26 protein-coding genes are annotated in these 21,993 nt (G+C 67.8%); 13 read left to right on the top strand and 13 right to left on the bottom strand.

Annotation, left to right across the window (positions count from 1 at the left end):
* Positions 1-49 precede the first annotated feature (49 nt).
* From ccmE to P73_RS07985, 4 genes are all read right to left on the bottom strand, one after another.
* A complete protein-coding gene (ccmE, locus tag P73_RS08000) occupies positions 50-511 on the bottom strand; it encodes a cytochrome c maturation protein CcmE (RefSeq protein WP_043869200.1) in 462 nt (153 codons plus the stop codon).
* 18 nt (positions 512-529) lie between these two features.
* Positions 530-1,558: an N-acetyl-gamma-glutamyl-phosphate reductase gene (argC, locus tag P73_RS07995; RefSeq protein ID WP_043869199.1), complete on the bottom strand. Its 1,029-nt coding sequence runs from the start codon at positions 1,556-1,558 to the stop codon at positions 530-532.
* Positions 1,559-1,668: 110 nt separating this feature from the next.
* Positions 1,669-2,481 (bottom strand): glutamate racemase, encoded by an 813-nt coding sequence (locus P73_RS07990; protein WP_043869198.1) that lies wholly within the window; start codon positions 2,479-2,481, stop codon positions 1,669-1,671.
* Between the two features lies 1 nt (position 2,482).
* Entirely contained in the window at positions 2,483-3,442 is a 960-nt protein-coding gene (locus tag P73_RS07985; RefSeq protein WP_052453112.1) for a lysophospholipid acyltransferase family protein, read from the bottom strand.
* Between the two features lie 247 nt (positions 3,443-3,689).
* Here P73_RS07985 and P73_RS07980 point away from each other — a divergent pair, with 247 nt between their 5' ends.
* From P73_RS07980 to grxD, 5 genes are all read left to right on the top strand, one after another.
* A complete protein-coding gene (locus P73_RS07980; RefSeq protein WP_043869197.1) occupies positions 3,690-4,595 on the top strand; it encodes a LysR family transcriptional regulator in 906 nt (301 codons plus the stop codon).
* Positions 4,596-4,968: 373 nt separating this feature from the next.
* Positions 4,969-7,128, top strand: a complete 2,160-nt coding sequence (gene purL, locus P73_RS07975) for a phosphoribosylformylglycinamidine synthase subunit PurL (RefSeq protein WP_043869196.1) — start codon at positions 4,969-4,971, stop codon at positions 7,126-7,128.
* Between the two features lie 71 nt (positions 7,129-7,199).
* Positions 7,200-7,694 (top strand): hypothetical protein, encoded by a 495-nt coding sequence (locus P73_RS07970; protein ID WP_052453111.1) that lies wholly within the window; start codon positions 7,200-7,202, stop codon positions 7,692-7,694.
* 70 nt (positions 7,695-7,764) lie between these two features.
* Positions 7,765-7,995 (top strand): BolA family protein, encoded by a 231-nt coding sequence (locus P73_RS07965; RefSeq protein ID WP_043869195.1) that lies wholly within the window; start codon positions 7,765-7,767, stop codon positions 7,993-7,995.
* 32 nt (positions 7,996-8,027) lie between these two features.
* On the top strand, positions 8,028-8,387 hold the full coding sequence (grxD, locus tag P73_RS07960; protein ID WP_043869194.1) for a Grx4 family monothiol glutaredoxin: 360 nt from the start codon (positions 8,028-8,030) through the stop codon (positions 8,385-8,387).
* 118 nt (positions 8,388-8,505) lie between these two features.
* On the opposite strand, the gene P73_RS07955 is transcribed toward grxD, so the two are convergent.
* Genes P73_RS07955 through P73_RS07945 form a run of 3 tightly spaced genes read right to left on the bottom strand, consistent with a single transcriptional unit; the run spans position 8,506 to position 9,793 of the window.
* A complete protein-coding gene (locus P73_RS07955) occupies positions 8,506-8,862 on the bottom strand; it encodes an MliC family protein (protein WP_052453110.1) in 357 nt (118 codons plus the stop codon).
* A complete protein-coding gene (locus tag P73_RS07950) occupies positions 8,852-9,259 on the bottom strand; it encodes a cell division protein ZapA (RefSeq protein ID WP_043869193.1) in 408 nt (135 codons plus the stop codon). Before P73_RS07950 ends, P73_RS07955 begins: the two co-directional genes overlap by 11 nt.
* 3 nt (positions 9,260-9,262) lie before the next feature.
* Positions 9,263-9,793 carry a hypothetical protein gene (locus P73_RS07945; RefSeq protein ID WP_043869192.1) on the bottom strand — a complete coding sequence of 177 codons (531 nt, stop codon included), beginning with the start codon at positions 9,791-9,793 and terminating at the stop codon, positions 9,263-9,265.
* 324 nt (positions 9,794-10,117) lie between these two features.
* On the opposite strand from P73_RS07945, the gene tkt reads away from it, so the two are divergent.
* The 6 genes from tkt to P73_RS26100 all read left to right on the top strand — a co-directional run bounded on the left by tkt (position 10,118) and on the right by P73_RS26100 (position 15,932).
* A complete protein-coding gene (tkt, locus tag P73_RS07940) occupies positions 10,118-12,139 on the top strand; it encodes a transketolase (protein WP_043869191.1) in 2,022 nt (673 codons plus the stop codon).
* Positions 12,140-12,410: 271 nt separating this feature from the next.
* Positions 12,411-13,409: a type I glyceraldehyde-3-phosphate dehydrogenase gene (gene gap / locus P73_RS07935; protein ID WP_043869190.1), complete on the top strand. Its 999-nt coding sequence runs from the start codon at positions 12,411-12,413 to the stop codon at positions 13,407-13,409.
* Between the two features lie 152 nt (positions 13,410-13,561).
* Positions 13,562-13,705, top strand: coding sequence for a hypothetical protein (locus P73_RS26175; protein ID WP_043869189.1), 144 nt, complete (start codon positions 13,562-13,564; stop codon positions 13,703-13,705).
* Between the two features lie 155 nt (positions 13,706-13,860).
* Entirely contained in the window at positions 13,861-14,862 is a 1,002-nt protein-coding gene (gene gap / locus P73_RS07925) for a type I glyceraldehyde-3-phosphate dehydrogenase (protein WP_043869188.1), read from the top strand.
* A 124-nt stretch (positions 14,863-14,986) separates the two neighbouring features.
* Positions 14,987-15,637 carry a MarC family protein gene (locus P73_RS07920; protein ID WP_082033151.1) on the top strand — a complete coding sequence of 217 codons (651 nt, stop codon included), beginning with the start codon at positions 14,987-14,989 and terminating at the stop codon, positions 15,635-15,637.
* Between the two features lie 136 nt (positions 15,638-15,773).
* Positions 15,774-15,932: a DUF1127 domain-containing protein gene (locus P73_RS26100; RefSeq protein ID WP_139267102.1), complete on the top strand. Its 159-nt coding sequence runs from the start codon at positions 15,774-15,776 to the stop codon at positions 15,930-15,932.
* Between the two features lie 6 nt (positions 15,933-15,938).
* Here P73_RS26100 and coaD read toward each other — a convergent pair whose 3' ends face one another.
* From coaD to P73_RS07905, 3 genes are all read right to left on the bottom strand, one after another.
* Complete coding sequence (coaD, locus tag P73_RS07915; protein WP_043869187.1) at positions 15,939-16,433, bottom strand: pantetheine-phosphate adenylyltransferase; 495 nt, start codon at positions 16,431-16,433, stop codon at positions 15,939-15,941.
* A gap of 121 nt (positions 16,434-16,554) precedes the next feature.
* On the bottom strand, positions 16,555-16,989 hold the full coding sequence (locus tag P73_RS07910; RefSeq protein ID WP_043869186.1) for a CBS domain-containing protein: 435 nt from the start codon (positions 16,987-16,989) through the stop codon (positions 16,555-16,557).
* A gap of 95 nt (positions 16,990-17,084) precedes the next feature.
* Positions 17,085-17,984: a LysR family transcriptional regulator gene (locus tag P73_RS07905; protein ID WP_139267101.1), complete on the bottom strand. Its 900-nt coding sequence runs from the start codon at positions 17,982-17,984 to the stop codon at positions 17,085-17,087.
* Between the two features lie 102 nt (positions 17,985-18,086).
* Between P73_RS07905 and P73_RS07900 the strand changes: the two genes are divergently transcribed.
* Both P73_RS07900 and P73_RS07895 read left to right on the top strand, forming a co-directional pair.
* On the top strand, positions 18,087-19,586 hold the full coding sequence (locus tag P73_RS07900; protein ID WP_043869185.1) for a CoA-acylating methylmalonate-semialdehyde dehydrogenase: 1,500 nt from the start codon (positions 18,087-18,089) through the stop codon (positions 19,584-19,586).
* Positions 19,587-19,754: 168 nt separating this feature from the next.
* Positions 19,755-19,958 (top strand): YgaP family membrane protein, encoded by a 204-nt coding sequence (locus P73_RS07895; RefSeq protein ID WP_043869184.1) that lies wholly within the window; start codon positions 19,755-19,757, stop codon positions 19,956-19,958.
* Between the two features lie 15 nt (positions 19,959-19,973).
* Here the strand turns inward: P73_RS07895 and P73_RS07890 are convergent, their stop codons facing one another.
* The 3 genes from P73_RS07890 to P73_RS07880 are packed head-to-tail and all read right to left on the bottom strand — an operon-like array spanning position 19,974 to position 21,449.
* A complete protein-coding gene (locus P73_RS07890; RefSeq protein ID WP_043869183.1) occupies positions 19,974-20,630 on the bottom strand; it encodes a Crp/Fnr family transcriptional regulator in 657 nt (218 codons plus the stop codon).
* A 49-nt stretch (positions 20,631-20,679) separates the two neighbouring features.
* Complete coding sequence (gene soxZ, locus P73_RS07885) at positions 20,680-21,009, bottom strand: thiosulfate oxidation carrier complex protein SoxZ (protein ID WP_043869182.1); 330 nt, start codon at positions 21,007-21,009, stop codon at positions 20,680-20,682.
* A 14-nt stretch (positions 21,010-21,023) separates the two neighbouring features.
* A complete protein-coding gene (locus P73_RS07880; RefSeq protein ID WP_043869181.1) occupies positions 21,024-21,449 on the bottom strand; it encodes a thiosulfate oxidation carrier protein SoxY in 426 nt (141 codons plus the stop codon).
* Positions 21,450-21,993: the final 544 nt, after the last annotated feature.

The following is a 21,993-nucleotide window of genomic DNA, read 5'->3' as shown; positions in this document are numbered from 1 at the left end:
GAACCAGAGCGCGCGGGCTTTAAACGGATCCTTATCCAGGACGCGAGATTCAGCTTTCGGGGGCGTCGGGGGACTTGTAGACGCCCTGTTCCTTGAGCGCGTCCATCACTTCCTTGGGCATGTAGGTCTCGTCATGCTTGGCCAGGATCTCCGAGGCGACGAACACGCCCTCGACCAGCGTGCCGGTGCCGATCATGCCCTGATTCTCCCCGAAGAGATCGGGCAGCACGCCGGTGAAGCGCACCGGCACCGTCGCGCCGCCGTCGGTGACGGAAAAGCGCACCTCCGTCCCGGCGCCGCGCACGAGGGAGCCGTCCTCGACGAGCCCGCCCAGGCGGAAGATCTCGCCCTCGCGCGGCGGCTCCTCGGCCACCTGGGTGGGGGAGCGGAACAGGTTGATCCCGTCGCGCATCGCATAGCCGATCATCGCGGTGGACAGCGCGAGCGCCACCGCGGCCACCGCGAAGATCTGGATGCGGCGTTTCTTCTTGAGGTTCTTCAAACCGGCCATGGCTGTCTCCAAAATCTCCTACGGATAGACGGGCGCGGCCATGAGCCCCGCCGTCTCCTCGAGTCCGAGCATCAGGTTGGCGTTCTGGATCGCCTGCCCCGAAGAGCCCTTCGTGAGGTTGTCGAGCGTCCCGACGACGATGGTGCGCCCCGGAATCCGGTCCTCGACCACGCCAATATGACAGAAATTGGAGGCCCGCACATCCTTCATCGAGGGGGCTGCGCCGAAAGGAAGCACCTTGATGAACGGTTCGTTCATATAGGCATCCGCGAGCGCGTAATGCACCGCCCCGGCCTCGCCCTGCACATAGGCGGTGGCGAGGATGCCGCGGGTCGCGGGGATGAGCGTCGGGGTGAACTGGATCTTCACCTCGCGCCCGGCGACGCGGGAGAATTCCTGGTCGAATTCGCCCAGGTGCCGGTGCCGGCCGCCGAGGGAATAGCCGAAGACATTGTCGTGCAGCTCCCCGAACAGCAGGTGCTCCTTGAGCGAGCGGCCCGCGCCCGAGACGGCGACCTTCAGGTCGAGGATGATCTGGTCGAGGTCGATCACCCCGGCGGCGATCAGCGGGCGCAGGATGAACTGTCCCGTCGCCGCGTTGCAGCCCGTGCCGGCGACGAGCCGCGCGCCGCGGATCTCCTCCCGGTAGAATTCGGTGAGGCCGTAGACGGCCTCCTTCTGGAGCTCCGGGGCGGAATGCGGCTTGCCATACCAGGCCTCGTAGGCCGCGGGATCGCGCAGCCGGAAATCGGCGGAGAGGTCCACCACCTTCACCTCTGCGGGAAGCGCGCCGATCACCGCCTGCGAGGTCGCATGCGGCAGGGCGCAGAACACCAGATCGACGCCCGCGACGTCGATCTCCTCGATCCTGCACAGCTCCGGCAGGTCCATGTGGCGCAGATGCGGATAGACCTCTGCCATTGCCATGCCGGCCTTGCGGTCGCCCGAGAGCGCCACGATCTCCATCTCGGGATGGGTGGCGATCAGTCGGACGAGTTCGGCTCCGGTATAGCCCGAGGCTCCGAGAATGGCGATTTTCCTGGTCATGAGGTGCTCTTTCATATTGTCGGGCCCGTTGCCTTTGATCCAGGTCAGGATCGGGCCATAAAACTGGGGATTGCGGTGGCATGTCGCAAGAAGGGGACGCGGTCCGGCGGTCAGACCTTCACGAAATCGACCTTTCGTCGCAGGAACTGCGTCGCGCCGCGGCCGACCTTCACCGGGTCGCCGGTGGTGAGGAACTTGCCCTGCGTCCCGCTGCCGAGCATGCCGGGATGGCGTTGCAGGTAGTCGGCGAGGCTCGCGGCGACGAGGCTCGCCTGGCTGTAGACGGTGACCTCCGGCCCGAGCGCGTCCTTGAACGCCTCCTCCATCATCGGATAATGGGTACAGCCGAGGATCGCCGCGTCGGGATGGGGCATCTTGCGCCGGAGCGCGTCGACATGGGACCGCACCAGCGCATCCGCGAGGATCAGGTCGCCGTCCTCGATCGCATCGACCACGCCGCCGCAGGCCTGCGCCTCCACATCCACGCCGATCGCGCGGAAGGCGAGCTCGCGCTGGAAGGCACGGGAGGCCACGGTCGCGGGCGTGGCGAAGAGCGCGACATGTTTCACCGCCACCTCGCGCGGCGGGGAATTGTCGCCCCAGTGCCGTTCGGTCAGCGCCTCGATCAGCGGCACGAAGACGCCGAGCACCCGCTTCTCGCGCGGGATCCAGCTTTCCTGCATCCGCCGCAGCGCCGCCGCCGAGGCGGTGTTGCAGGCGAGGATGACGAGGTCGCAGCCTTCCTCCCAGAGCCTTTCGACCGCCCGCGTGGTCAGCGCATAGATGTCGTCCGCCGTGCGCACGCCATAGGGCGCATGGGCGCTGTCGGCGAAATAGACGAAAGGCACCTCCGGCAACCGCTTCGTCACCGCGTCGAGCACGGTCAGCCCGCCCAGTCCACTGTCGAAAATGCCCACTGCCATCTCAATACCGGTCCTTCAGGCCCTTTCTCGGCGCCCCGCCCGCCCTGCCGCGTGCGCCCGGCCGATGTTTTTCCTCGAACTCGAAGCCAAGGCCGGGGTCGGCCAGAGGCGTCGGAGATAACGCATAGGTCTCGGCGCGCAGAAAATCCATAAGCATTTTCGGATCGCCGCGGAAACGCGCAAGCTCCGCCGCCGGGATCGGACGCCCGATCGCGACCCGGACCGGCGCGCCGGTGCGGGCGCGGAATTCCCGGATCAGGAGCCCCATGCGCAGCGTGCCGTGCAGGTGGCTCGCAAGCTGGAAGAGCCGGGAATTCGCGCCGTCGAAATAGACCGGCACCACCGTCGCCCCGGATTTCGCCACCATCTTCGCGGTGAAGGCCCGCCAGCCCGGATCCATCGGCCGCCCCAGCGGCCGCGCCGCCGTGGAGACGGTGCCGCCCGGAAAGATCCCGATGCAGCCGCCCGCGCCCAGCAGATCCACCGCCGCCCTGCGCGTGGCGAGGTTGAGCGCCACCGCCTCCTTCGTCTCCTCGAAGGAGACCGGCAGGATGACCCGCTCGAGATCCTCCGCCTTCCTGAAGACGCGATGCGCGAGGATGCGGAACTCCGGCCGCCGGACCGACAGGATATGGCCCAGCATCAGCCCATCGAGAATGCCGTAGGGATGGTTGGCGACCACGACCAGCGGCCCCTCGCGCGGGATGTCGTCGAGCCGCCCGCGCGCGATCTCGAGCTCGAGCCCGTATCGCTCCACCATCACCGCCCAGAAATCGCGTCCCGCCGCCACCTCGCGGTCGTAGCCCTCGGCCCGCCGGATCAGCGCCATCCGCCCGGTCGCGTTCTCCATCAGCCGGATGAGCACGCGCCCCGTCCGGCTCCGCGCGGAATGCGCATAGGTGATGTCGCGCGCGATCTGCCGTGCCGACGGCCCGTCCTGCCCGCCTGTGTGTGTCCGCATGCCTGTCCGGTCTCCTCGCCTCGCCCCATCCTACACCGGCGGGACGGACCGGGACAATTTGTCCGCCTGCCCGAAATTCCGGCAATCGTGCAGACTGTCTTCATAAAATCGTGTTAGCGTCCCGACTGCGCCTTGCGATCCGCGCAAAAAACCAGAATGAAGCGCCCGAATTGCCTCGCGCGGCCGTGGTCTCGTCGTATGATGACCGCGCCCGAGGAGGACCGGGCACAGGGAACAGGGTGAGAGTATGGACTGGGACAAACTGAGAATTTTTCACGCGGTGGCCGATGCGGGCTCGCTCACCCATGCCGGCGACATCCTGCATCTGAGCCAGTCCGCCGTCTCCCGCCAGATCCGCGCGCTCGAGGAATCGCTCGGCACGACGCTGTTCCACCGCCACGCCCGCGGCCTGATCCTGACCGAACAGGGCGAACTCCTGTTCGAGGCGACCCGCGCCATGGCCAAGCGGCTCGAAGCCGCCGCCGCGCGGATCCGCGACAGCGAGGAGGAGGTCTATGGCGAGTTGCGCGTCACCACCGCCACCGGCTTCGGCACGCTCTGGCTCGCCCCGCGCCTGTCGAAGCTCTATGACAAGTACCCGGATCTCAAGATCGACCTGATGCTCGAGGAGCGCGTGCTCGACCTGCCGATGCGCGAGGCCGATATCGCCATCCGCATGAAGGAGCCGTCCCAGGCCGACCTCATCCGCAAGCGCCTGATGAACATCCGCATGCGGCTGTTCGCGACCCAGCATTACATCGACGCCCACGGCATGCCGGAGACGATGGCCGACCTCGCCCATCACCGGCTGATCTGCCAGAACCCGAACGCGCCGCAGGTCGCCGCCGGCGCGCGGCTCGTCGAGGAGCTCAACGAATACGACATCCGCTCGAAGCTTTTCGTGAACAACTATTTCGGGGTGTTGCAGGCGGTGCTGAACCACCTCGGCATCGGCGTGCTGCCCGATTACCTCGTCGAGAGCTCGCCCAACCTCGTGCGCGTCCTGCCCGACGTGGAAAGCGGCGAAGTCCCCGTCTTCCTCGCCTATCCCGAGGAATTGCGGCACTCGAAGCGGGTCGAGGTCTTCCGCGACTTCATCACCGAAGAGATCAACGCCCATCGCCGCCAGATGCGCGAGGACGAGGATTTCTGAACGCGCGGGCGCGGGTCCCCGCCGCCTCCGCCGGGGGGCCGCCCGGACCGGCGCTTTCGCCCTTGTCTGCAAGGGATATGCAATCCCTGCATAGCGGCATTGCGCCGCGCAGGGGCGAAAATCCTTGAACCGTTCACAAACCGCCCCTAAATGCATCATTGAAGCCGCCGGATGAGGCAACTCATGGCGGTTTTACCTCCCTGTTGGACTTGGGCCGAGCTTTGCTCGGCCTTTTTTTTGCGCCGGCGCCCTCTCCCCCGCCTCTCCCCCGCCTGTGCTCCCTTTCGGCACCGCAGATGCCTTCCCCCTTTTCCCGATGCCCGCCATGCCCTAAGAGAGCGCGAGCATGACGACTGCCGCCCGAGGGGAATCCATGACCGAACCTGCCATCACCGAAGAGATCATCGCCGCCCATGGCCTCAAGCCGGAGGAATACGCCCGGATCCTGCGTATCCTGAACCGCGAACCGAGCTTCACCGAACTCGGGATCTTTTCGGCGATGTGGAACGAACACTGTTCCTACAAATCCTCGAAGAAACACCTGCGCACCCTGCCCACCACCGGTCCGCAGGTGATCTGCGGCCCCGGCGAGAATGCCGGCGTCGTGGATATCGGCGACGGTCAGGCCGTGGTCTTCAAGATGGAGAGCCACAACCACCCCTCCTATATCGAGCCCTACCAGGGCGCCGCGACCGGCGTCGGCGGCATCCTGCGCGACGTCTTCACCATGGGCGCGCGCCCGGTCGCGGCGATGAATTCGCTCTCCTTCGGCACGAAGGAGCACCGGAAGACCAGGCAGCTCGTCCATGGCGTCGTCGAGGGCGTCGGCGGCTACGGCAACTGTTTCGGCGTGCCGACCGTGGGCGGCGAGGTGCGCTTCCACGCCGCCTATAACGGCAACTGCCTCGTGAACGCCTTTGCCGCCGGCCTGGCGGACGCGGACAGGATTTTCTACTCGGCGGCCTCCGGCGTCGGCATGCCCGTCGTCTACCTCGGCGCGAAGACCGGCCGCGACGGCGTCGGCGGCGCGACGATGGCCTCGGCCGAATTCGACGACACGATCGAGGAGAAGCGCCCCACCGTCCAGGTCGGCGACCCGTTCACCGAGAAACGGCTGATGGAGGCGACGCTCGAACTGATGCAGACCGGCGCGGTGATCTCGATCCAGGACATGGGCGCGGCGGGCCTCACCTGTTCGGCCGTGGAGATGGGCGACAAGGGCGGGCTCGGCATCCGCCTCGATCTCGAGAACGTGCCGCAGCGCGAGACGGGCATGACCGCCTACGAGATGATGCTGTCGGAAAGCCAGGAGCGCATGCTCATGGTGCTCAAGCCCGAGAAGGAGGCCGAGGCCCGCGCCGTGTTCGAGAAATGGGATCTCGATTTCGCCATCGTGGGCGAGACGATTTCGGAGGACCGCTTCCTCATCATGCACGACGGCCGCTGCATGGCCGACCTGCCGCTCTCCACCCTCGCCTCCTCCGCGCCGGAATACGACCGCCCCTGGGTGCCGACGCCGGTGGCGGAGCCGCTTGCCGAGGTGCCGCAGATCGACCCGATCGACGGGCTCAGGGGGCTGATCTCCTCGCCCAACTACGCCTCCAGGGGCTGGGTCTACGAACAATACGACACGCAGGTGATGGCCGACACCGTGCGCCGGCCGGGGCTCGGCGCCGGGGTGATCCGGGTGCACGGCACGGAGAAGATGCTCGCCTTCACCTCCGACGTCACCCCGCGCTACGTGCGCGCCAACCCGGTCGAGGGCGGCAAGCAGGCCGTGGCCGAAGCCTATCGCAACCTCACCGCCGTGGGGGCGAAACCGCTCGCGACCACCGACAACCTCAATTTCGGCAATCCCGAAAAGCCGGAGATCATGGGCCAGTTCGTCGGCGCGCTGGACGGCATCGGCCAGGCGGTCGCCTTCCTCGACATGCCGATCGTCTCCGGCAACGTGTCGCTCTACAACGAGACCGACGGCGAGGCGATCCTGCCCACGCCCACGATCGGCGCGGTCGGCCTCATCGCCTCCGCCGGGGATCTCATCCAGGGCCAGCCGCGGCCGGGCGACATCGCCGTGCTGATCGGCGAGACCGCCGGCCACCTCGGCCAGTCCGCCCTGCTTTACGAGGTGTTCAACCGCGAGGACGGCGACGCGCCGCATGTGGATCTCGCCGCCGAGAAGCGCAACGGCGAGTTCGTCCGCGCCAACCGCGCGCTCTTTTCCGCCGTCACCGACCTCTCCGACGGCGGCCTCGCGCTTGCCGCCTTCGAGATGGCCGAGGATGCCGGCCTCGGCGTCACGCTGGAGAGCGGCGACACCGCGACGCTCTTCGGAGAGGACCAGGCGCGCTATCTCGTCGCCTGCTCCTTCGACCAGGCCGAGGCGCTGATGGTCGCCGCCGGCCAGGCGGGCGTGCCCGTCGCCACGGTCGGCCGGTTCGGCGGCGACACGGTGAGGTTCGACGGCTCGGAGGCGCCGCTGTCCGACCTGTCCGCCCTCTACCGCGGCACCTTCGGCGAGATCTTCGGCTGAGTCTCCTTTGTGCCCCAAATACTCAGTCAAAGGCCCGCACCCCGCGGGCCTTTCGTGGTAAGGTCACGGCCATGACCGACCTGCCCGACCTGCCCGATCTTACCTCCGATTGCAGCCGGTGCGCCGCGCTGTGCTGCGTCGGCCTCAGGCTCGAGAAGGGCGAGCTCTTCGCCTTCGACAAGCCCGCGGGCGCGCCCTGCCCGAACCTCGAAGGCCACCTCTGCGCGATCCATGACCGGCTCGCGGAGAGCGGCAATCCGGGCTGCGTGCTCTACGACTGTGCCGGGGCGGGGCAGCGCGTGGTGCAGATGCGCTTCAACGGCGAGAGCTGGCGCGAGGATCCGACGCTCCTGCCGGCGATGCTGCGCGATTTCGCGGCGCTCAAACCCCTGCACGAACGCATGGCGCAGCTTGTGGAGGCCGGCGCGATGGACCTGCCGCCGGAGCTCGAGGCGGAGCGCCTGCGGCTGTTGCGCAGATGTGCGCGGCTCTGGTCGGACAGCGATGCGCTCGCCGCCGGCTACGCCGCCTTCCTCGACCGGCTCGCGCCCTTCGCCGCCCGCTAGCGGCTTGCAGCGGACGCCTGCCTCTCCTACATTCAGCCACGAAGACAGAACCGCCGAGGAGCGTCCCCGCATGGCCATCACCGCCGCCGATATCGAGCACCTCATCCGTGAGGCTTTCCCGAACGCCCGGATCACCGTCCAGGGCGACGACGGCCAGCATTTCGCCGCCGAGGTGGTGGACCCCTCCTTCAAGGGCATGAATCGTGTGCAGCAACAGCGCGCGGTGAATGCCGCCATCCGCGACAAGCTCGACAGCGGCGAATTGCACGCGCTTGCGCTCACCACCCGTTCGCCGGACTAATCCGCCCGCCACGGGCCGAAAGGATCATCGACATGACCGCCCAGGAGACCATCCAGAAAACCGTCGACGAGAACGATGTCGTTCTCTTCATGAAGGGCACGAAGCTCATGCCGCAATGCGGGTTTTCCTCCCGCGTCGCGGGCGTGCTGAATTTCATGGGCGTCGACTATCTCGACGTCAACGTCCTTGCCGACGAGGCCATCCGCCAGGGGATCAAGGACTTCTCCGACTGGCCGACCATCCCGCAGCTCTATGTCAAGGGCGAGTTCGTCGGCGGCTGCGACATCATCACGGAGATGACCCTGTCGGGCGAGCTCGACCAGGTCTTCGCCGACAAGGGCGTCGCCTTCGACCGCGAGAAGGCGGAACAGATCCGCGCCGCCAACGCCTGACCGTCGTTTGACCGGGGCCTGAGCGGGCGCGACCGCAGGCGCGCGGGCGGTGTTTCCCCGCGCGCGCCTCTCGAGCGGCCCCGGACCGCCTCCCGATCGCCCGGCCCCGCGCCCGGCGTCAGCCCGCCTTGCAGAAGGCGTAGAGCGTCACGCTCTCTCCCACCTCGGCGTCGAAATAGTTGAGCATGGCCTCGCCGCCCTTTTCCCACCATTCATAGGCCGACACCTTGCCGGTGGCCCCGAGGTAGCGCGCGCCGGAGGCGGAGACCGCGCGGCCCAGCGACAAGAGCCGCCCCTCGGCCTGCACCACCGCGTAATCCTGCCCGGCATAGACCACGTCGATCTCCACGCCGCGCTCGCAGGTATAGGTGACGACCTCGGGCGCGGGCACCGTCTCCGGGACGTCCTGCGCCGTGGCGGCGAGCGGCACGAGAAGGAGCGCCAGCGCCAGGGGACGGCTGCGGTCAGGTGCCATTGACCATCCCCAGCCGCTCCTCGAGCGCATCCGCCATCGCCTCCGCCCGCGCGGCCATTTCCGCGAGCGTGTCCGTCACTTCCGCGGGCACGACCGGCACCTCGATCTTCTCGGGCTCGGGCGCGGGGCGGGCGCGCATCTCCTCGATCAGCGCCTCCTGCGCGCCGAGCTTGTCCTCGAGCCCGCGCATCTGTTCTTCCATCCCCGCGGTCTTGTCCGCGAGCATGAGCCCCGCCATCAGCAGCATCCGCTCCGGCGGCAGGCGGCCGATCTGGCTTGCGAGCACCGTCGCCTCGTTGTCGAGCAGGGCCGCGGCGGCCTTGAGGAAATGCTCCTCCCCGTCCTGGCAGGCGACGTCGAATTCCTTGCCGCCGATGGAGATTCTCACTTCAGGCATGGCTCAGGCCTCCCCGGATTGCTGTGCGCCCGGCACGCGGGCCATGACCGCCTTCAGCTCCGCGAGGATCGCGTCGAGCTCGGTCGCCTCGGCCGAGCGCGCGGCCTTCAGCGCCTCGAGCTCCGCCCGCATCCCCGCGTCGATCAGCGCGGGATCTCCGACGCCTTCGGAATTGGCGCCGCGCAGCGCGGCGTTGTTCTCGCGCAGCTGCGCATTCACCGCCCGCAGCGTCTGCATCCCGCGGTCGTGATCCGCGAGCTGGCGCCGCAGCGTCTCCACCTCCTGCTCGAGTGCTGCGACATGGCCCTCCTGCCGCTCGTGGATCGCCTTCACCCGCTCCTCGAGCTGGTGGTTCGAGGCCTTCTCCGCCTCGAGCGCCGCGCTCAGCCGGGCGGTTTCCGCCTCGAGACCGGCGGTCGCGGCGCCCTCCGGCGCCCCCGCCGTCTCGGCCCGTTCCTCGGCGGCGGAGACCGCCCGTCCGATCCGTTCCAGCGCCGCGCTGATCCGCGCCTCGAATTGGGAAATTTCGCTCATCCGTGTTTACTCACACCCTGCTCTGGTCGTGTTGCATCGCGGCGCGGTCCGCCCGCTGTGCCCGCCGGCGCGGGGCGATGCCGAAACTTCCTTTGGCATCAACGCCGAAGCGGGCGGGCTTCGTCCCGCCTTCCGTTGATTCGAGAGCCTAGCGCATGGGGCGCGCTTTACCAATACGGCAGGGCGGGCGCGGGAAAAAGCGGCGGATCCGGGGCGCCCCCGCCTTGCGTGCCTTGCACTTTGGCGCGTTATCGTTATCAGGAGACAGGACGAGGCCCGGACGACGCTCCCGGCCGCCTTAGGGAGTTGAAGGAGATCCAACCCGTGGATATCGCAAAGCTGCGCGAGGCGCACCCCGACCACTGGCTGAAAGCCGCCGCCATCCGCACCCTGACGCTCGACGCCGTCGCCGCGGCGAAGTCCGGGCATTCGGGGATGCCGATGGGCATGGCCGACGTGGCCACCGTGCTCTTCGGCAGGCATCTCAGGTTCGACGCCTCCGCGCCGCACTGGCCCGACCGCGACCGCTTCATCCTGTCGAACGGCCACGGCTCGATGCTGATCTATTCGCTGCTCTACCTCACCGGCTACAAGGAAGTGACGATCGAGGAGATCCGCAACTTCCGCCAGTCCGGCTCGAAGACCGCGGGCCACCCGGAGAACTTCCTGCTCGACGCCGTCGAGACCACGACCGGCCCGCTCGGCCAGGGCATCGCCAATTCCGTCGGTTTCGCGATGGCCGAGGAATCCCTGCGCGCGCGCTTCGGCGCGAAGCTCATGGATCACCACACCTATGTCTTCGCCGGCGACGGCTGCCTGATGGAGGGCGTCTCCCAGGAGGCGATCGCGCTGGCCGGCCGCCAGAAGCTCGGCAAGCTCATCGTCTTCTGGGACAACAACAGCATCACCATCGACGGCCCGCTCGACCTTGCCGACCGCACCGACCAGGTCGCCCGCTTCAAGGCGGCGGGCTGGCATGTCCAGTCCGTCGACGGCCACGACCCGGAGGCGATCGACGCCGCCATCGAGGCCGCGAAGGCGTCGAAAAAGCCGTCGATGATCGACTGCAAGACCCATATCGCGCTCGGCCACAAGGCCCAGGACACCTCCAAGGGCCACGGCGCGCTCACCGACGCCGACCAGCTCCGCGCCGCGAAGGAAGCCTATGGCGTGAGCTGGGGCCCGTTCGAGGTCGCCGAGGAAGTGAAGAAACAGTGGGAGGAGATCGGCGCGCGCGGCCGCGAGGACCGCGTCACCTGGGAAGCCCGCTTCGAGGAGCAGTCCGAGCGTCGCCAGGCGGAGTTCAACCGCGTCTTCGCGGGCGAGGCGCCGAAGAAGCTCTCCGCCACGATCAAGGCGTTCAAGAAGCAGATTTCCGAGGAGCGGCCGAAGCTCGCGACCCGCGCCTCCTCGCAGAAGGTGCTCGAGGTGGTGAACCCGATCATGCCCGAGACCCTCGGCGGCTCGGCGGATCTCACCGGCTCGAACAACACGCTGACCGAGGGGCTCGGCGTCTTCGACGAGACCAACCGCAAGGGCCGCTACGTCTATTACGGCATCCGCGAACATGGCATGGCGGCGGCGATGAACGGGCTCGCGCTGCACGGCGGCGTGCGCCCCTATGGCGGCACCTTCTTCTGCTTCACCGATTACGCGCGTCCGGCGATGCGCCTGTCGGCGCTGATGCAGGTGCCGGTGACCTATGTCATGACCCATGATTCCATCGGTCTCGGCGAGGACGGCCCGACCCACCAGCCGGTCGAGCATCTCGCGATCTGCCGCGCCACGCCCAACACGCTGACGATCCGCCCCTGCGACACGGTGGAGACCGCCGAGGCCTGGGAAATCGCCCTCACCTCGCAAAAGACGCCGACGGTGCTCGTGCTGACGCGCCAGAACCTGCCGACGCTGCGCACCGAGCACAAGTCCAACAACCTCGTAGCGAAGGGCGCCTATGTGCTCGCCGAGGCCGAGGGCAAGCGGGAGGCGATCCTGATCGCCACCGGCTCCGAGGTCGAGATCGCCATGGCGGCGCGCGAAACGCTCCAGGCGGAAGGCATCGGCACCCGCGTCGTCTCCATGCCCTCCATGGAGCTGTTTGCCGAGCAGGACGAGGCCTACCGCCGCAAGGTGCTGCCCGCGGGCCCGGTGCGGGTCGGCATCGAGGCCGCGATGCGCGCCGGCGGCTGGGACCGCTGGCTGCTGGGCGAGCGCGGTCGCGAGAGCCGGCAGGCCTTCGTCGGCATGACCCGCTTCGGCGCCTCCGCCCCGGCCGAGGAGCTTTACGAGAAGTTCGGCATCACCGCCGGAAACGTCGTGGCGCAGGTCAGGGCGCTGCTGGGCTGACCCCCGCCGCAGGGGGAGGACAGGACGGACCCGCGCCGCCGGCGCGGGTCTTTGCCGTTGCGCGCGGCGCCGGAGGCAAAGGGGCGCTGCCCCTTTGGAACCCCGAGATATTTCCGAGCAGATGAAGGGGAGGCGCCGCATTGCCGGGCACGTTAGCGCAAACAGCGGATGTTTTCGCTAACATGTTGGCGCTAAATACTTTTCCTCGATTGCACACCTCCGTATACGGAGGGGCGAAACCGCCGGCGCATCACATCTCGGGAGACGTATCATGACGATCAGACTTGGTATCAACGGGTTCGGCCGCATCGGCCGCTGCACGCTCGCCCATATCGCCGAGGCCGGCCTCAACGAGGTCGAGGTGGTGAAGATCAACGCCACCGGCCCGATCGAGACCAATGCGCATCTCCTGAAATACGACAGCGTCCACGGCCGCTTCGGCGGCACCGTCCGCATCGAGGGCAACACGATGGACATCGGCCACGGGCCGATGCAGGTCATGTCGACCTACGATCCGAACGAGCTCGACTGGGAAGGCGTCGACGTGGTGCTCGAATGCACCGGCAAGTTCAACGACGGCCACACATCCGCCATCCATCTCGACCGCGGCGCCAAGAAGGTGCTGATCTCCGCCCCGGCGAAGAACGTGGACCGCACCGTGGTCTATGGCGTGAACCATCGCGACCTGCGCGCGGAGGAGCGCATGGTGTCGAACGGCTCCTGCACCACGAACTGCCTCGCGCCGCTCGCCAAGGTGCTCAACGACGCCATCGGGATCGAGCGCGGCATCATGACGACGATCCATTCCTACACCGGCGACCAGCCGACGCTCGACCGCCGGCACAAGGATCTCTACCGCGCCCGCGCCGCCGCGATGGCGATGATCCCGACCTCCACCGGCGCCGCGAAGGCGATCGGCGAGGTGTTGCCGGAACTCAGGGGCAAGCTCGACGGTACGGCGATGCGCGTGCCCACGCCGAACGTCTCCGCCGTGGATCTCACCTTCGAGGCGGGCCGCGACGTGACGGTGGACGACGTGAACGAGGTCGTGCGCGAAGCCGCCGCCGGCCATATGGGGGCGGTGCTGGGCTACGACCCGGAGCCGAAGGTCTCCATCGACTTCAACCATACGACCCAGAGCTCGATCTTCGCGCCCGACCAGACCAAGGTGATCGGCCGCACGGTGCGCGTGCTGGCGTGGTATGACAACGAATGGGGCTTTTCCGCGCGGATGGCCGATGTCGCCGCGGCGATGGGTCGGCTGATCTAGGCCCCCGGATCTTCACGTATACGTCGCAACGACCCTGTGACGTGGCTTTCCCCGGCGGGCAACCGCCGGGTTTTTTTACCGTTTTCGGCCTGCCCCCTTTTTTTATCTCCGCAATTGCCGCATTCTGCCGGCGAACGAACGGTTGGCGCGACATGACAAATCAGATCGCCGTCGGGATCGGGATCCTCGTCGTGATCCTGCTCGGCCTCGATTTCGGACTGAACGGGGGCGACGGGTCGCTCTTCCTGACCCGGAAATTCCTGGACCTGCTCCGGTGGGTCGCCTTCTGGCGATGACGGCGGCTCTTCGAGGTTGACGTTTCACGCACGATCGCGATGTTAGCGTTAACTCGGAACGATCGGATCGCGGCGGCGTTGTCGCCACGACCCCTTTCCACAGGGAGGGCATCCCCTGCCTTTCCGCCGCCCCAAAGCGCATAGGAGGTGCTGACATGGCCGTGAAAGTAGCTATCAACGGATTTGGACGGATCGGACGCAATGTCCTGCGCGCCATCATCGAGTCGGGCCGGACCGACATCGAGGTGGTCGCGATCAACGACCTGGGTCCGGTCGAGACCAACGCCCACCTGCTGCAATTCGACTCGGTGCACGGCCGGTTCCCGGTCGAGGTGACCCATGGCGAGGACAGCATCGACGTCGGCCGCGGCCCGATCAAGGTGACGGCGATCCGCAATCCCGAGGAGCTGCCCTGGGCCGATGTCGATATCGCGCTCGAATGCACCGGCCTCTTCACCGCCAAGGAGAAGGCGGAGGCGCATCTGAAGAATGGCTCGAAGCGCGTCCTCGTCTCCGCCCCCTCGGCCGGCGCGGACAAGACCATCGTCTACGGGGTGAACCACGCGGCGCTGACGCCCGACGACCTTGTCGTCTCGAATGCCTCCTGCACGACGAACTGTCTCGCGCCGGTGGCGAAGGTGCTCAACGACGAGCTCGGCATCGTCAAGGGCTTCATGACCACGATCCACAGCTACACGGGCGACCAGCCGACCCTCGACACCTATCACAAGGATCTCTACCGCGCCCGCGCGGCGGCGCTGTCGATGATCCCGACCTCCACCGGCGCGGCGAAGGCGGTGGGCCTCGTGCTGCCCGAGCTCAACGGCAAGCTCGACGGGGTGGCGATCCGCGTGCCGACGCCGAACGTCTCCGTCGTGGACCTGACCTTCGAGGCGGCGCGCGACACCTCGGTCGAGGAGATCAACGAGAAGATCCGCGCCGCGGCGGACGGCCCGCTCAAGGGCGTCCTCGGCTATACCGACGGCAAGCTCGTCTCCTCGGACTTCAACCACGATCCGCATTCCTCGGTCTTCCACACGGACCAGACCAAGGTGATGGAAGGGTCGATGTGCCGCATCCTGTCCTGGTACGACAACGAATGGGGCTTTTCCAACCGCATGGCGGACACGGCGGTCGCTATGGGCAAGCTGATCTGAGCACGCTATACTCGCTGCCGAAACGCAGCTATCCCGCGCGAACGGGAGAAAGGCGCTCCGGGCTGTCGGTCCGGAGCGTTTTCGTGTCTCGCGCATCCGCAGGAAAGGAGACCGAGGGCCCCCGATGCCGAGCATGACGACGATTCTGAGCGAGTTCATCACCCTGTGGGTGGTCATAGATCCGATCGGCACGCTGCCGGTCTTCATCGGCGCCACCGCGCCGCTGTCGCCGAAGCTCACGCGCATGGTCGCCGCCCGTGCGGTGCTCATCGCCTTCGTCATCCTGCTGATGTTCATCGCCTTCGGCCAGACCGTGCTCGAGGCGCTCGGCCTCGGCCTCCCGTCCTTCCAGATCGCGGGCGGGCTGGTGCTCTTCCTCTTCGCGCTGACGATGATCTTCGGCGACGGCAAGCCTTCCCACGAGGCGGCGCAGGTCGCCCATCCCCAGAAGGACCAGCGGCTCCAGGCCAGGCGCGTCTCCGTCTTTCCGCTCGCCATGCCCTCCATCGCCTCCCCCGGCGCGATGCTCGCCGTGGTGATGCTCACGGACAACGACCGCTTTTCCTATGCGCATCAGGCGATGACCGCGGCGATCATGACGGTGATCCTGCTCATCACCCTGCTGCTGCTGCTCGCCGCCGAGCCGATCCTGCGCCTGCTGCGCGAGACCGGCGCGGCCATCGTCAGCCGGGTCATGGGCATGGTGCTTGCCGCCGTCGCGGTCGATGCGGTGCTCAAGGGGTTCGTCGCCATCGGCGTACTGCCGGATTTCTGATCCGCCGCGGCGTTGCAGCGGGCGCATGGCGCCCTTTCCCGCATGTCGGTTGTTTCTGCGGTGCAGCAGGCCCAGATTTCGGGAAGCGCCACCGCGCACCCCGAACGCCCCCCCGAGCCCCGAAAGGACCGGACCGATGACCATGTTCCTCTCCCTGCGAACCGCCGCCCGGAAACGCGCCGCCTATCGGCGCACGCTGGCCGAGCTCGACGCCCTGCCCGCCCGCACGAAGGCCGATCTGGCCCTCGACCATGGCCGCGCCTGCGCCCTCGCGCGCGCCGCGGTCTACGGCTGAGGCGGCTCAGCGGTCGAATTTCGCCAGAAGCCGCGTCGCCACCAGCGGGTCGACGAATTTCGAGATGTCGCCCTCGAGCCGTGCGATCTCCTTCACGAGCTTGGAGGCGATCGCCTGGTGGCGCGCGTCGGCCATGAGAAAGACCGTCTCGACCGAGCTGTCGAGGGCGCGGTTCATGCCGACCATCTGATATTCGTATTCGAAATCCGCCACCGCGCGCAGCCCGCGGATCAGGATCGAGGCATTCACGTCGCGCGCGCACTGGATCAGCAGGTTCTCGAACGGGTGCACCACGATGTCGCATCCCGTCTCCCGCGCCATGCCCCGCGTCACCGCCTGGAGCATGTCCACCCGCTCGTCGAGCGAGAACAGCGGTCCCTTGTCGCGGTTGATCGCCACGCCGATCACCAGCCGGTCCACCAGCGCGCATGCGCGCCGGATGATGTCGCCGTGACCGTGGGTCACCGGGTCGAATGTGCCGGGGTAAAGACCGATGCGCATGGATGTCCTCCTCTTGCCTTGCTGCGCACGCAACAATATTGCAGATGCGAAATCAAGGGGCTTCGGGGCGCAAGGCCCCGCAGCCGGAGGAAATCCCGCGCGACATCCGCGCGCGACGGGCTCAGTGGCCCATGATCATCCCTTCGAGCGCGTCGTTCTCCATCGCGAGCTGTTCGAGCCGCGCCTGGACCACATCGCCGATGGAGACAAGGCCGATCATCCTGTCCCCCTCCATCACCGGCATGTGGCGGAACCGGCCCGCGCTCATCTTCTCGAGCACGGCAAGCGCCGTGTCCTCCGGCGCGCAGGTGACGAGCTTTGCGGTCATGTAATCCGAGACCTTGTGCGTGAGCGCCTCTGGCCCGGCCCGGCCGATCTCGCGCACGATGTCGCGTTCCGACAGGATGCCTTCGGGCACCGCCGGCCGTGTCGCGACGATCAGCGCCCCGATCCGGCGTTCGGAGAGAACCTCCGCCGCCTCACCCAGCGTCTTGTCCGGTGCGATCGTGATGGTCTCCGCGATCGACTTGTTCTTCAGTATCTGTCCAACGAGCATGGCGCCTCCCTTTTGCCGTCTCCGGCGTGACAATGCAGTGGTCTCCGCCCCGGTTTCTCCCTGTATATCAGCGTCCTCCGAGGGTGCGCCTCCTGTCAAGCGCCGCCTTCGAGCTCCCGCACCACCGCCCGCATGTGCTCGCTCAGCGCCTCGGCAAACCGGTTCAGCCGCTCCACCTTGCGATCGTCCTCGTGCCGCACGAGATAGAAGGCGCGCCGCAGCCGCACCGCCTCGGGCAGCACGCGCACGAGCTCGGGCACATAGGGCAGGCAGAACTCGTGCACCACCCCCACGCCCAGCCCGGCGCGGATCATGTTGAGCTGGACGGAGACGGAATTCGACGTGTAATCGACCCGTTTCACGCCGATTTCCTCGAGATAGTCGAGCTCCTTGTCGAAGATCAGGTCCGGCACGTATCCCACGATCCTGTGCCGCGAGAGATCCGCCACCGTGGCGATCTGCGGGTGCTCGTGCAGGTAGGGGCGCATCGCGGAAAGCGACAGATGGTAGTCGGTGATCTTCTGGACGAGGAAGCGGCCGGCCGTCGGCGCCGACACGCTCACGACGAGGTCCACCTCGCGCTTCGAGAGGTTGAAGAGCCGCGGCTGGGCGATGATCTGCACCTCGAGCTCGGGATGGAAGGCCGCGATTCGGGCGACGACCCGCGGCAGCACGTAATTCGCGCAGCCGTCGGGCGCACCGACGCGGATCACCCCCTTGAGCCCGCGCTCCCCCTCCTCCGCGATCTCCTCGAGCCCGAGGACCACCGCCTGCTCGGCGCTCTCGACATGGGCGAGCAGACGCCCGCCGTCCCGCGTCAGCTCATAGCCCTGCGGCGATTTCGCGAAGAGCGTGGTGCCCGTCGCCTCCTCGAGCCGCGCGACGCGGCGCCCGACCGTCGCCGGGTCGATCCGCAGCAGCCGCCCCGCGCCCGACAGGCTTTCGGTGCGGACCACCGCCAGGAACACCCGAAGATCGTCCCAGTTCAGGCTCATATCCGTCCTCCCTGCATTCCTGCAAAACGTTTTTGAATTCTTCGCCCTTTTTGACCCAATTTCGCAAGAGTAACCTGCCCGCGACCAGGACAGGAGGATCCGATGGAAGACCTGACACACTATATCAACGGCGCCGGGGTGGCGGGCACCTCCGGCCGCTTTTCCGAAGTGCGCAATCCCGCGACGGGCGAGGTGATCGCCCGTGTGCCGCTTGCCACCCCCGCCGAGCTCGATGCCGCGGTGGAGAAGGCCGCCGCGGCCCAGATCGCCTGGGCCCGCGTGAACCCGCAGCGCCGCGCCCGCGTGATGATGAAATTCGGCCAGTTGATCGAGGACAACATGGACGCGCTCGCCGAATGCCTGTCGCGCGAACATGGCAAGACGCTCCCGGACGCGAAGGGCGACATCCAGCGTGGCCTCGAGGTGGTCGAGGTCTGCATGGGCGCGCCGGCGCTGCTCAAGGGCGAGTTCACCGGCGACGCCGGCCCCGGCATCGACCTCTACGCGATCCGCCAGCCGCTCGGCGTGGTTGCGGGCATCACGCCCTTCAACTTCCCGGCGATGATCCCGCTGTGGAAGATGGCCCCCGCCATCGTCTCCGGCAATGCGATGATCCTCAAGCCGTCCGAGCGCACGCCGATGACCTCGCTCATGCTCGCGGACCTCTTCACCAAGGCGGGGCTTCCCGACGGGGTGTTGCAGGTCGTGCATGGCGACAAGGACGTGGTCGACGCGATCCTCGACAACGAGACCGTCCAGGCCGTCGGCTTCGTCGGTTCCACGCCGATCGCGCAATATATCTACGGGCGCGCGGCGACCACCGGCAAGCGCGCGCAATGTTTCGGCGGCGCAAAGAACCACATGATCGTCATGCCCGATGCCGATCTCGACAAGGCCGCCGATGCGCTGATCGGGGCGGGCTACGGCGCGGCGGGCGAACGCTGCATGGCGGTCTCGGTCGCGGTGCCCGTGGGCCGGGAGACCGCCGACGCGCTGATCGGAAAGCTCGTGCCGAAGATCGAGAAGCTGAAGGTCGCCCCCTACACGGCAGGCGACGACGTGGATTACGGCCCGCTGATCACCGCGCAGGCGAAGGAGCGCGTCGAGGGGCTGATCGCCTCCGGCGTCGAGCAGGGCGCGACCCTCGTCACCGACGGGCGCGGGATCACGATCCAGGGCTACGAGAACGGCTATTTCGTCGGGCCGACCCTGTTCGACAACGTCACCCCGGAGATGGAGATCTACAGGCAGGAGATCTTCGGCCCGGTCCTGTCGACGGTGCGGACGGACAGTTACGAGGAGGCGCTCCAGCTCATCCTCGACAACGACTACGGCAACGGCACGGCGATCTATACCGCCGATGGCGACACCGCGCGCGACTTCGTTTCCCGCGTCGACGTCGGCATGGTCGGCGTCAACTTCCCGATCCCCGTGCCGCTCTCCTACTATTCCTTCGGCGGGTGGAAGAAATCGGCCTTCGGCGATCTCGACCAGTACGGGCCCGACGCCTTCCGCTTCTACACCAAGACGAAGAAGGTCACCGCGCGCTGGTTCTCCGGCATCCGCGAGGGGGCGGCGCTCAATTTCCGGGCGATGGACTGACTCCGAAAGCAGGATAAATCGCACGGCGTGGCGGGATCTCTGACGGGATTCCGCCATTTTCCTGCATGGACCGAACATCCGCCCCGGTGTGAGCCCGGTGTGAGTTTGTCACAGACGGCCGCCGCGTCCTCCCGCAGACTCGGGGGCGGTTCATCATCGGAGATCGTCATGCTCAGAAAGAATGTCGGCGGCATCGACCGCGTCCTGCGCCTCCTCGCGGGGCTCGCGCTCCTTGCGGGCTTCGTCCTCGATCCCGGCGCGTCGCTGCGCTGGCTCTACCTTCTGGGTCTCGTCCCGCTCCTCACCGGGCTGTTCGGCACCTGCCCGGTCTATACGCTGCTCGGGATCAGCACCTGCCCGAAGAGGAAATGACGCGCGACGCCCGCGCTATCCCGCCCGCGCCAGCGCCCGCAACGCCTCGGGATCGGTGAGGGTCACCTCGCCGCGGGCCGTCTCCACCCAGCCGCGGCGCTGGAAATCCTGCAACTGGCGCGACACCACCTCCCGCGCCGTGCCGAGTTCGGCGGCGAGCCGGGCATGGGTGGCCTTGAGCCGCGGCTGCCCGTCCGACAGGTCCAGAAGTTTCTGCGCCAGCCGGATGTCCACCTTGCGAAAGGCGATCTCGTCGATGACCTGGAAAAGATCGGTGAACCGGCGCGAATAGGCGGAGAAGACGAAATTGCGGAAGCTCTGCGACGTCGCGACCAGATCGTCGAAGACGCTCCGCGGGATCGCCACCGCCTCCACATCGGTTTCCGCCACGCCCTCGGCCGCGTGGTCCTCATAGGCCAGAAGGCAGGCGGTCGTCAGGACGCAGCTTTCGCCCGCGTGCACGCGGTAGAGCACGATCTCGCGCCCGCTCCCGGTCACCTGCTGCACCCGCACCGTGCCCGAGAGCAGCAGGAACAGCGTCTCCGGGCTCCTGCCCTGCCCGAACAGCAGCGTCCCCTGCGGCAGCGTCACGATGCGGGACCGGGACACGAGCCGGTCGCGGATGCCCGGCTCGAGCCCGGCGAGCCCGGTGAAATGCGTGATCCAGTCCATCGGCCGGGCCTCCTTCGCGCCTGATCCGGGGAGATCGCCGGCCGCCGCGTCAGGCGAGTGCGATCGTCTTCGTGACCTCATAGACCGATCCGTCGTCCTCATGCCAGGCAAAGCGGAACTCCCCCGCCTCCGGCACCCGCATGTCGAACGAGAACCAGGGCGCCGCGGCAATCGCCGGTTCCATCGCGATGTCGATCACCGGCGCGCCGTTGAAGGCGCAGGTGAACCGGTTGATGATCGACCGCGGGATGACATTGCCCTCGCCGTCCTTGCGCTGGCCGGATTCCATCGGATGCGAAATCAGCGTGCGGATCGTGATCACCTCGCCGGGGGCGGCCGAGGCGGGGAGCTTCACGCGGGGGTCTGCACCGTCTGCCATCGTCTTCGCCTCCGTCACCGCGCCTGCCGGGCGGCGCCGCGCCCCGCGACCGTCACCGGCAGCGAGATCCGCGTGAAGGATCCGTTCTCCATCTTCGCGACCGCCACCACCTCCTGCGACCCGGACAGGCGGATGCGGGTGGCGACCCGGCGCCGTCCCGCGAGCGGTCCGAAGGTGAAGGTCGCCACACCGGGCGCCGGATTGCCGGTGGCGAAAAGGGCGATCGCGACCGCCCCCGGCGCCTCGACGGAGACCGGGACGGCGGCGCCGCTCCGCGCGAGCTGCGGCGCGGTCAGGGTGATCCCGCCGCTGCCGGCCTCGGCGCCGCCGGTGAAGGCGGCGATGGCATCCTCCGCCGCAGCCGAGGCGCGAAACGGCAGGAGCGACGCCGCCGTCGCACCGAGACCGAGAGCCAGGGCATCGCGTCGGGTGAGTTTCATTCCGTGTTCCTCGTCAGTTCGGGGCCGCTCGCCGCCCCCGCGCCCGCCGCCATCGGCGGAGGATCGCTCACGGTCCCGCGCCGCCGCAGCGGACGAATCGGCGGCGGGATCGGCGGGGCGACGACCGCAGTATAGCCGCCCGCGGGGGTCTTGTGGCCCCCGGTTGCCGAAAATGCCGGCCGTCCCGTCACCCCCGGTGGCCTCAGGCGTCTTTTCGCCCCGGACCCTGTATATTCACGCCCGCGCGGCATGGCTGATACAGGTTTCCGCCCCGATCCGCGCATCACATTTTCGCGCGCTCCCGTCCCCTCGTCCGGACCCCGCACGAGCTGTCGGTGCCCCAGGGCCAGCAGGCGTGTCCTCTCCCTGCCCGCCGTGCCCTCCCGCCGCCGGAGGGGCCGGACCGCGCCGCACCCGGCGCCGGACTTGTGATCGGGACGGCAAGCTCTATAGTATGGCGGGATCGGCACTGTCACGCGCTCCCGCTCCGGACCGCGTCGCCGAACGCGCACAGGCGGGCTCGAGCCAATCGCAAGGGAACCCG

It is taken from the genome of Celeribacter indicus (assembly GCF_000819565.1).
Taxonomy (GTDB): Bacteria; Pseudomonadota; Alphaproteobacteria; order Rhodobacterales; family Rhodobacteraceae; genus Celeribacter; species Celeribacter indicus.
Note: the sequence above shows the minus strand (reverse complement) of the source record. Positions and strands in the feature narration are given on the sequence as shown.

What these genes read in the sequence shown, in the direction of transcription:
- P73_RS07955 (WP_052453110.1), bottom strand. Translation starts at nt 8,862, where the DNA reads ATGGCACCTGACCGCAGCCGTCCCCTGGCGCTGGCGCTCCTTCTCGTG.
- soxZ (WP_043869182.1), bottom strand. Translation starts at nt 21,009, where the DNA reads ATGGCAGACGGTGCAGACCCCCGCGTGAAGCTCCCCGCCTCGGCCGCC.
- P73_RS07920 (WP_082033151.1), top strand. Translation starts at nt 14,987, where the DNA reads ATGCCGAGCATGACGACGATTCTGAGCGAGTTCATCACCCTGTGGGTG.
- argC (WP_043869199.1), bottom strand. Translation starts at nt 1,558, where the DNA reads ATGACCAGGAAAATCGCCATTCTCGGAGCCTCGGGCTATACCGGAGCC.
- coaD (WP_043869187.1), bottom strand. Translation starts at nt 16,433, where the DNA reads ATGCGCATCGGTCTTTACCCCGGCACATTCGACCCGGTGACCCACGGT.
- P73_RS07905 (WP_139267101.1), bottom strand. Translation starts at nt 17,984, where the DNA reads ATGAGCCTGAACTGGGACGATCTTCGGGTGTTCCTGGCGGTGGTCCGC.
- P73_RS26175 (WP_043869189.1), top strand. Translation starts at nt 13,562, where the DNA reads ATGACAAATCAGATCGCCGTCGGGATCGGGATCCTCGTCGTGATCCTG.
- P73_RS07990 (WP_043869198.1), bottom strand. Translation starts at nt 2,481, where the DNA reads ATGGCAGTGGGCATTTTCGACAGTGGACTGGGCGGGCTGACCGTGCTC.
- ccmE (WP_043869200.1), bottom strand. Translation starts at nt 511, where the DNA reads ATGGCCGGTTTGAAGAACCTCAAGAAGAAACGCCGCATCCAGATCTTC.
- P73_RS07950 (WP_043869193.1), bottom strand. Translation starts at nt 9,259, where the DNA reads ATGCCTGAAGTGAGAATCTCCATCGGCGGCAAGGAATTCGACGTCGCC.
- gap (WP_043869190.1), top strand. Translation starts at nt 12,411, where the DNA reads ATGACGATCAGACTTGGTATCAACGGGTTCGGCCGCATCGGCCGCTGC.
- P73_RS07880 (WP_043869181.1), bottom strand. Translation starts at nt 21,449, where the DNA reads ATGAAACTCACCCGACGCGATGCCCTGGCTCTCGGTCTCGGTGCGACG.
- P73_RS07985 (WP_052453112.1), bottom strand. Translation starts at nt 3,442, where the DNA reads ATGCGGACACACACAGGCGGGCAGGACGGGCCGTCGGCACGGCAGATC.
- grxD (WP_043869194.1), top strand. Translation starts at nt 8,028, where the DNA reads ATGACCGCCCAGGAGACCATCCAGAAAACCGTCGACGAGAACGATGTC.
- purL (WP_043869196.1), top strand. Translation starts at nt 4,969, where the DNA reads ATGACCGAACCTGCCATCACCGAAGAGATCATCGCCGCCCATGGCCTC.
- P73_RS07980 (WP_043869197.1), top strand. Translation starts at nt 3,690, where the DNA reads ATGGACTGGGACAAACTGAGAATTTTTCACGCGGTGGCCGATGCGGGC.
- P73_RS26100 (WP_139267102.1), top strand. Translation starts at nt 15,774, where the DNA reads ATGACCATGTTCCTCTCCCTGCGAACCGCCGCCCGGAAACGCGCCGCC.
- P73_RS07945 (WP_043869192.1), bottom strand. Translation starts at nt 9,793, where the DNA reads ATGAGCGAAATTTCCCAATTCGAGGCGCGGATCAGCGCGGCGCTGGAA.
- P73_RS07890 (WP_043869183.1), bottom strand. Translation starts at nt 20,630, where the DNA reads ATGGACTGGATCACGCATTTCACCGGGCTCGCCGGGCTCGAGCCGGGC.
- P73_RS07970 (WP_052453111.1), top strand. Translation starts at nt 7,200, where the DNA reads ATGACCGACCTGCCCGACCTGCCCGATCTTACCTCCGATTGCAGCCGG.
- P73_RS07895 (WP_043869184.1), top strand. Translation starts at nt 19,755, where the DNA reads ATGCTCAGAAAGAATGTCGGCGGCATCGACCGCGTCCTGCGCCTCCTC.
- P73_RS07910 (WP_043869186.1), bottom strand. Translation starts at nt 16,989, where the DNA reads ATGCTCGTTGGACAGATACTGAAGAACAAGTCGATCGCGGAGACCATC.
- P73_RS07965 (WP_043869195.1), top strand. Translation starts at nt 7,765, where the DNA reads ATGGCCATCACCGCCGCCGATATCGAGCACCTCATCCGTGAGGCTTTC.
- P73_RS07900 (WP_043869185.1), top strand. Translation starts at nt 18,087, where the DNA reads ATGGAAGACCTGACACACTATATCAACGGCGCCGGGGTGGCGGGCACC.
- gap (WP_043869188.1), top strand. Translation starts at nt 13,861, where the DNA reads ATGGCCGTGAAAGTAGCTATCAACGGATTTGGACGGATCGGACGCAAT.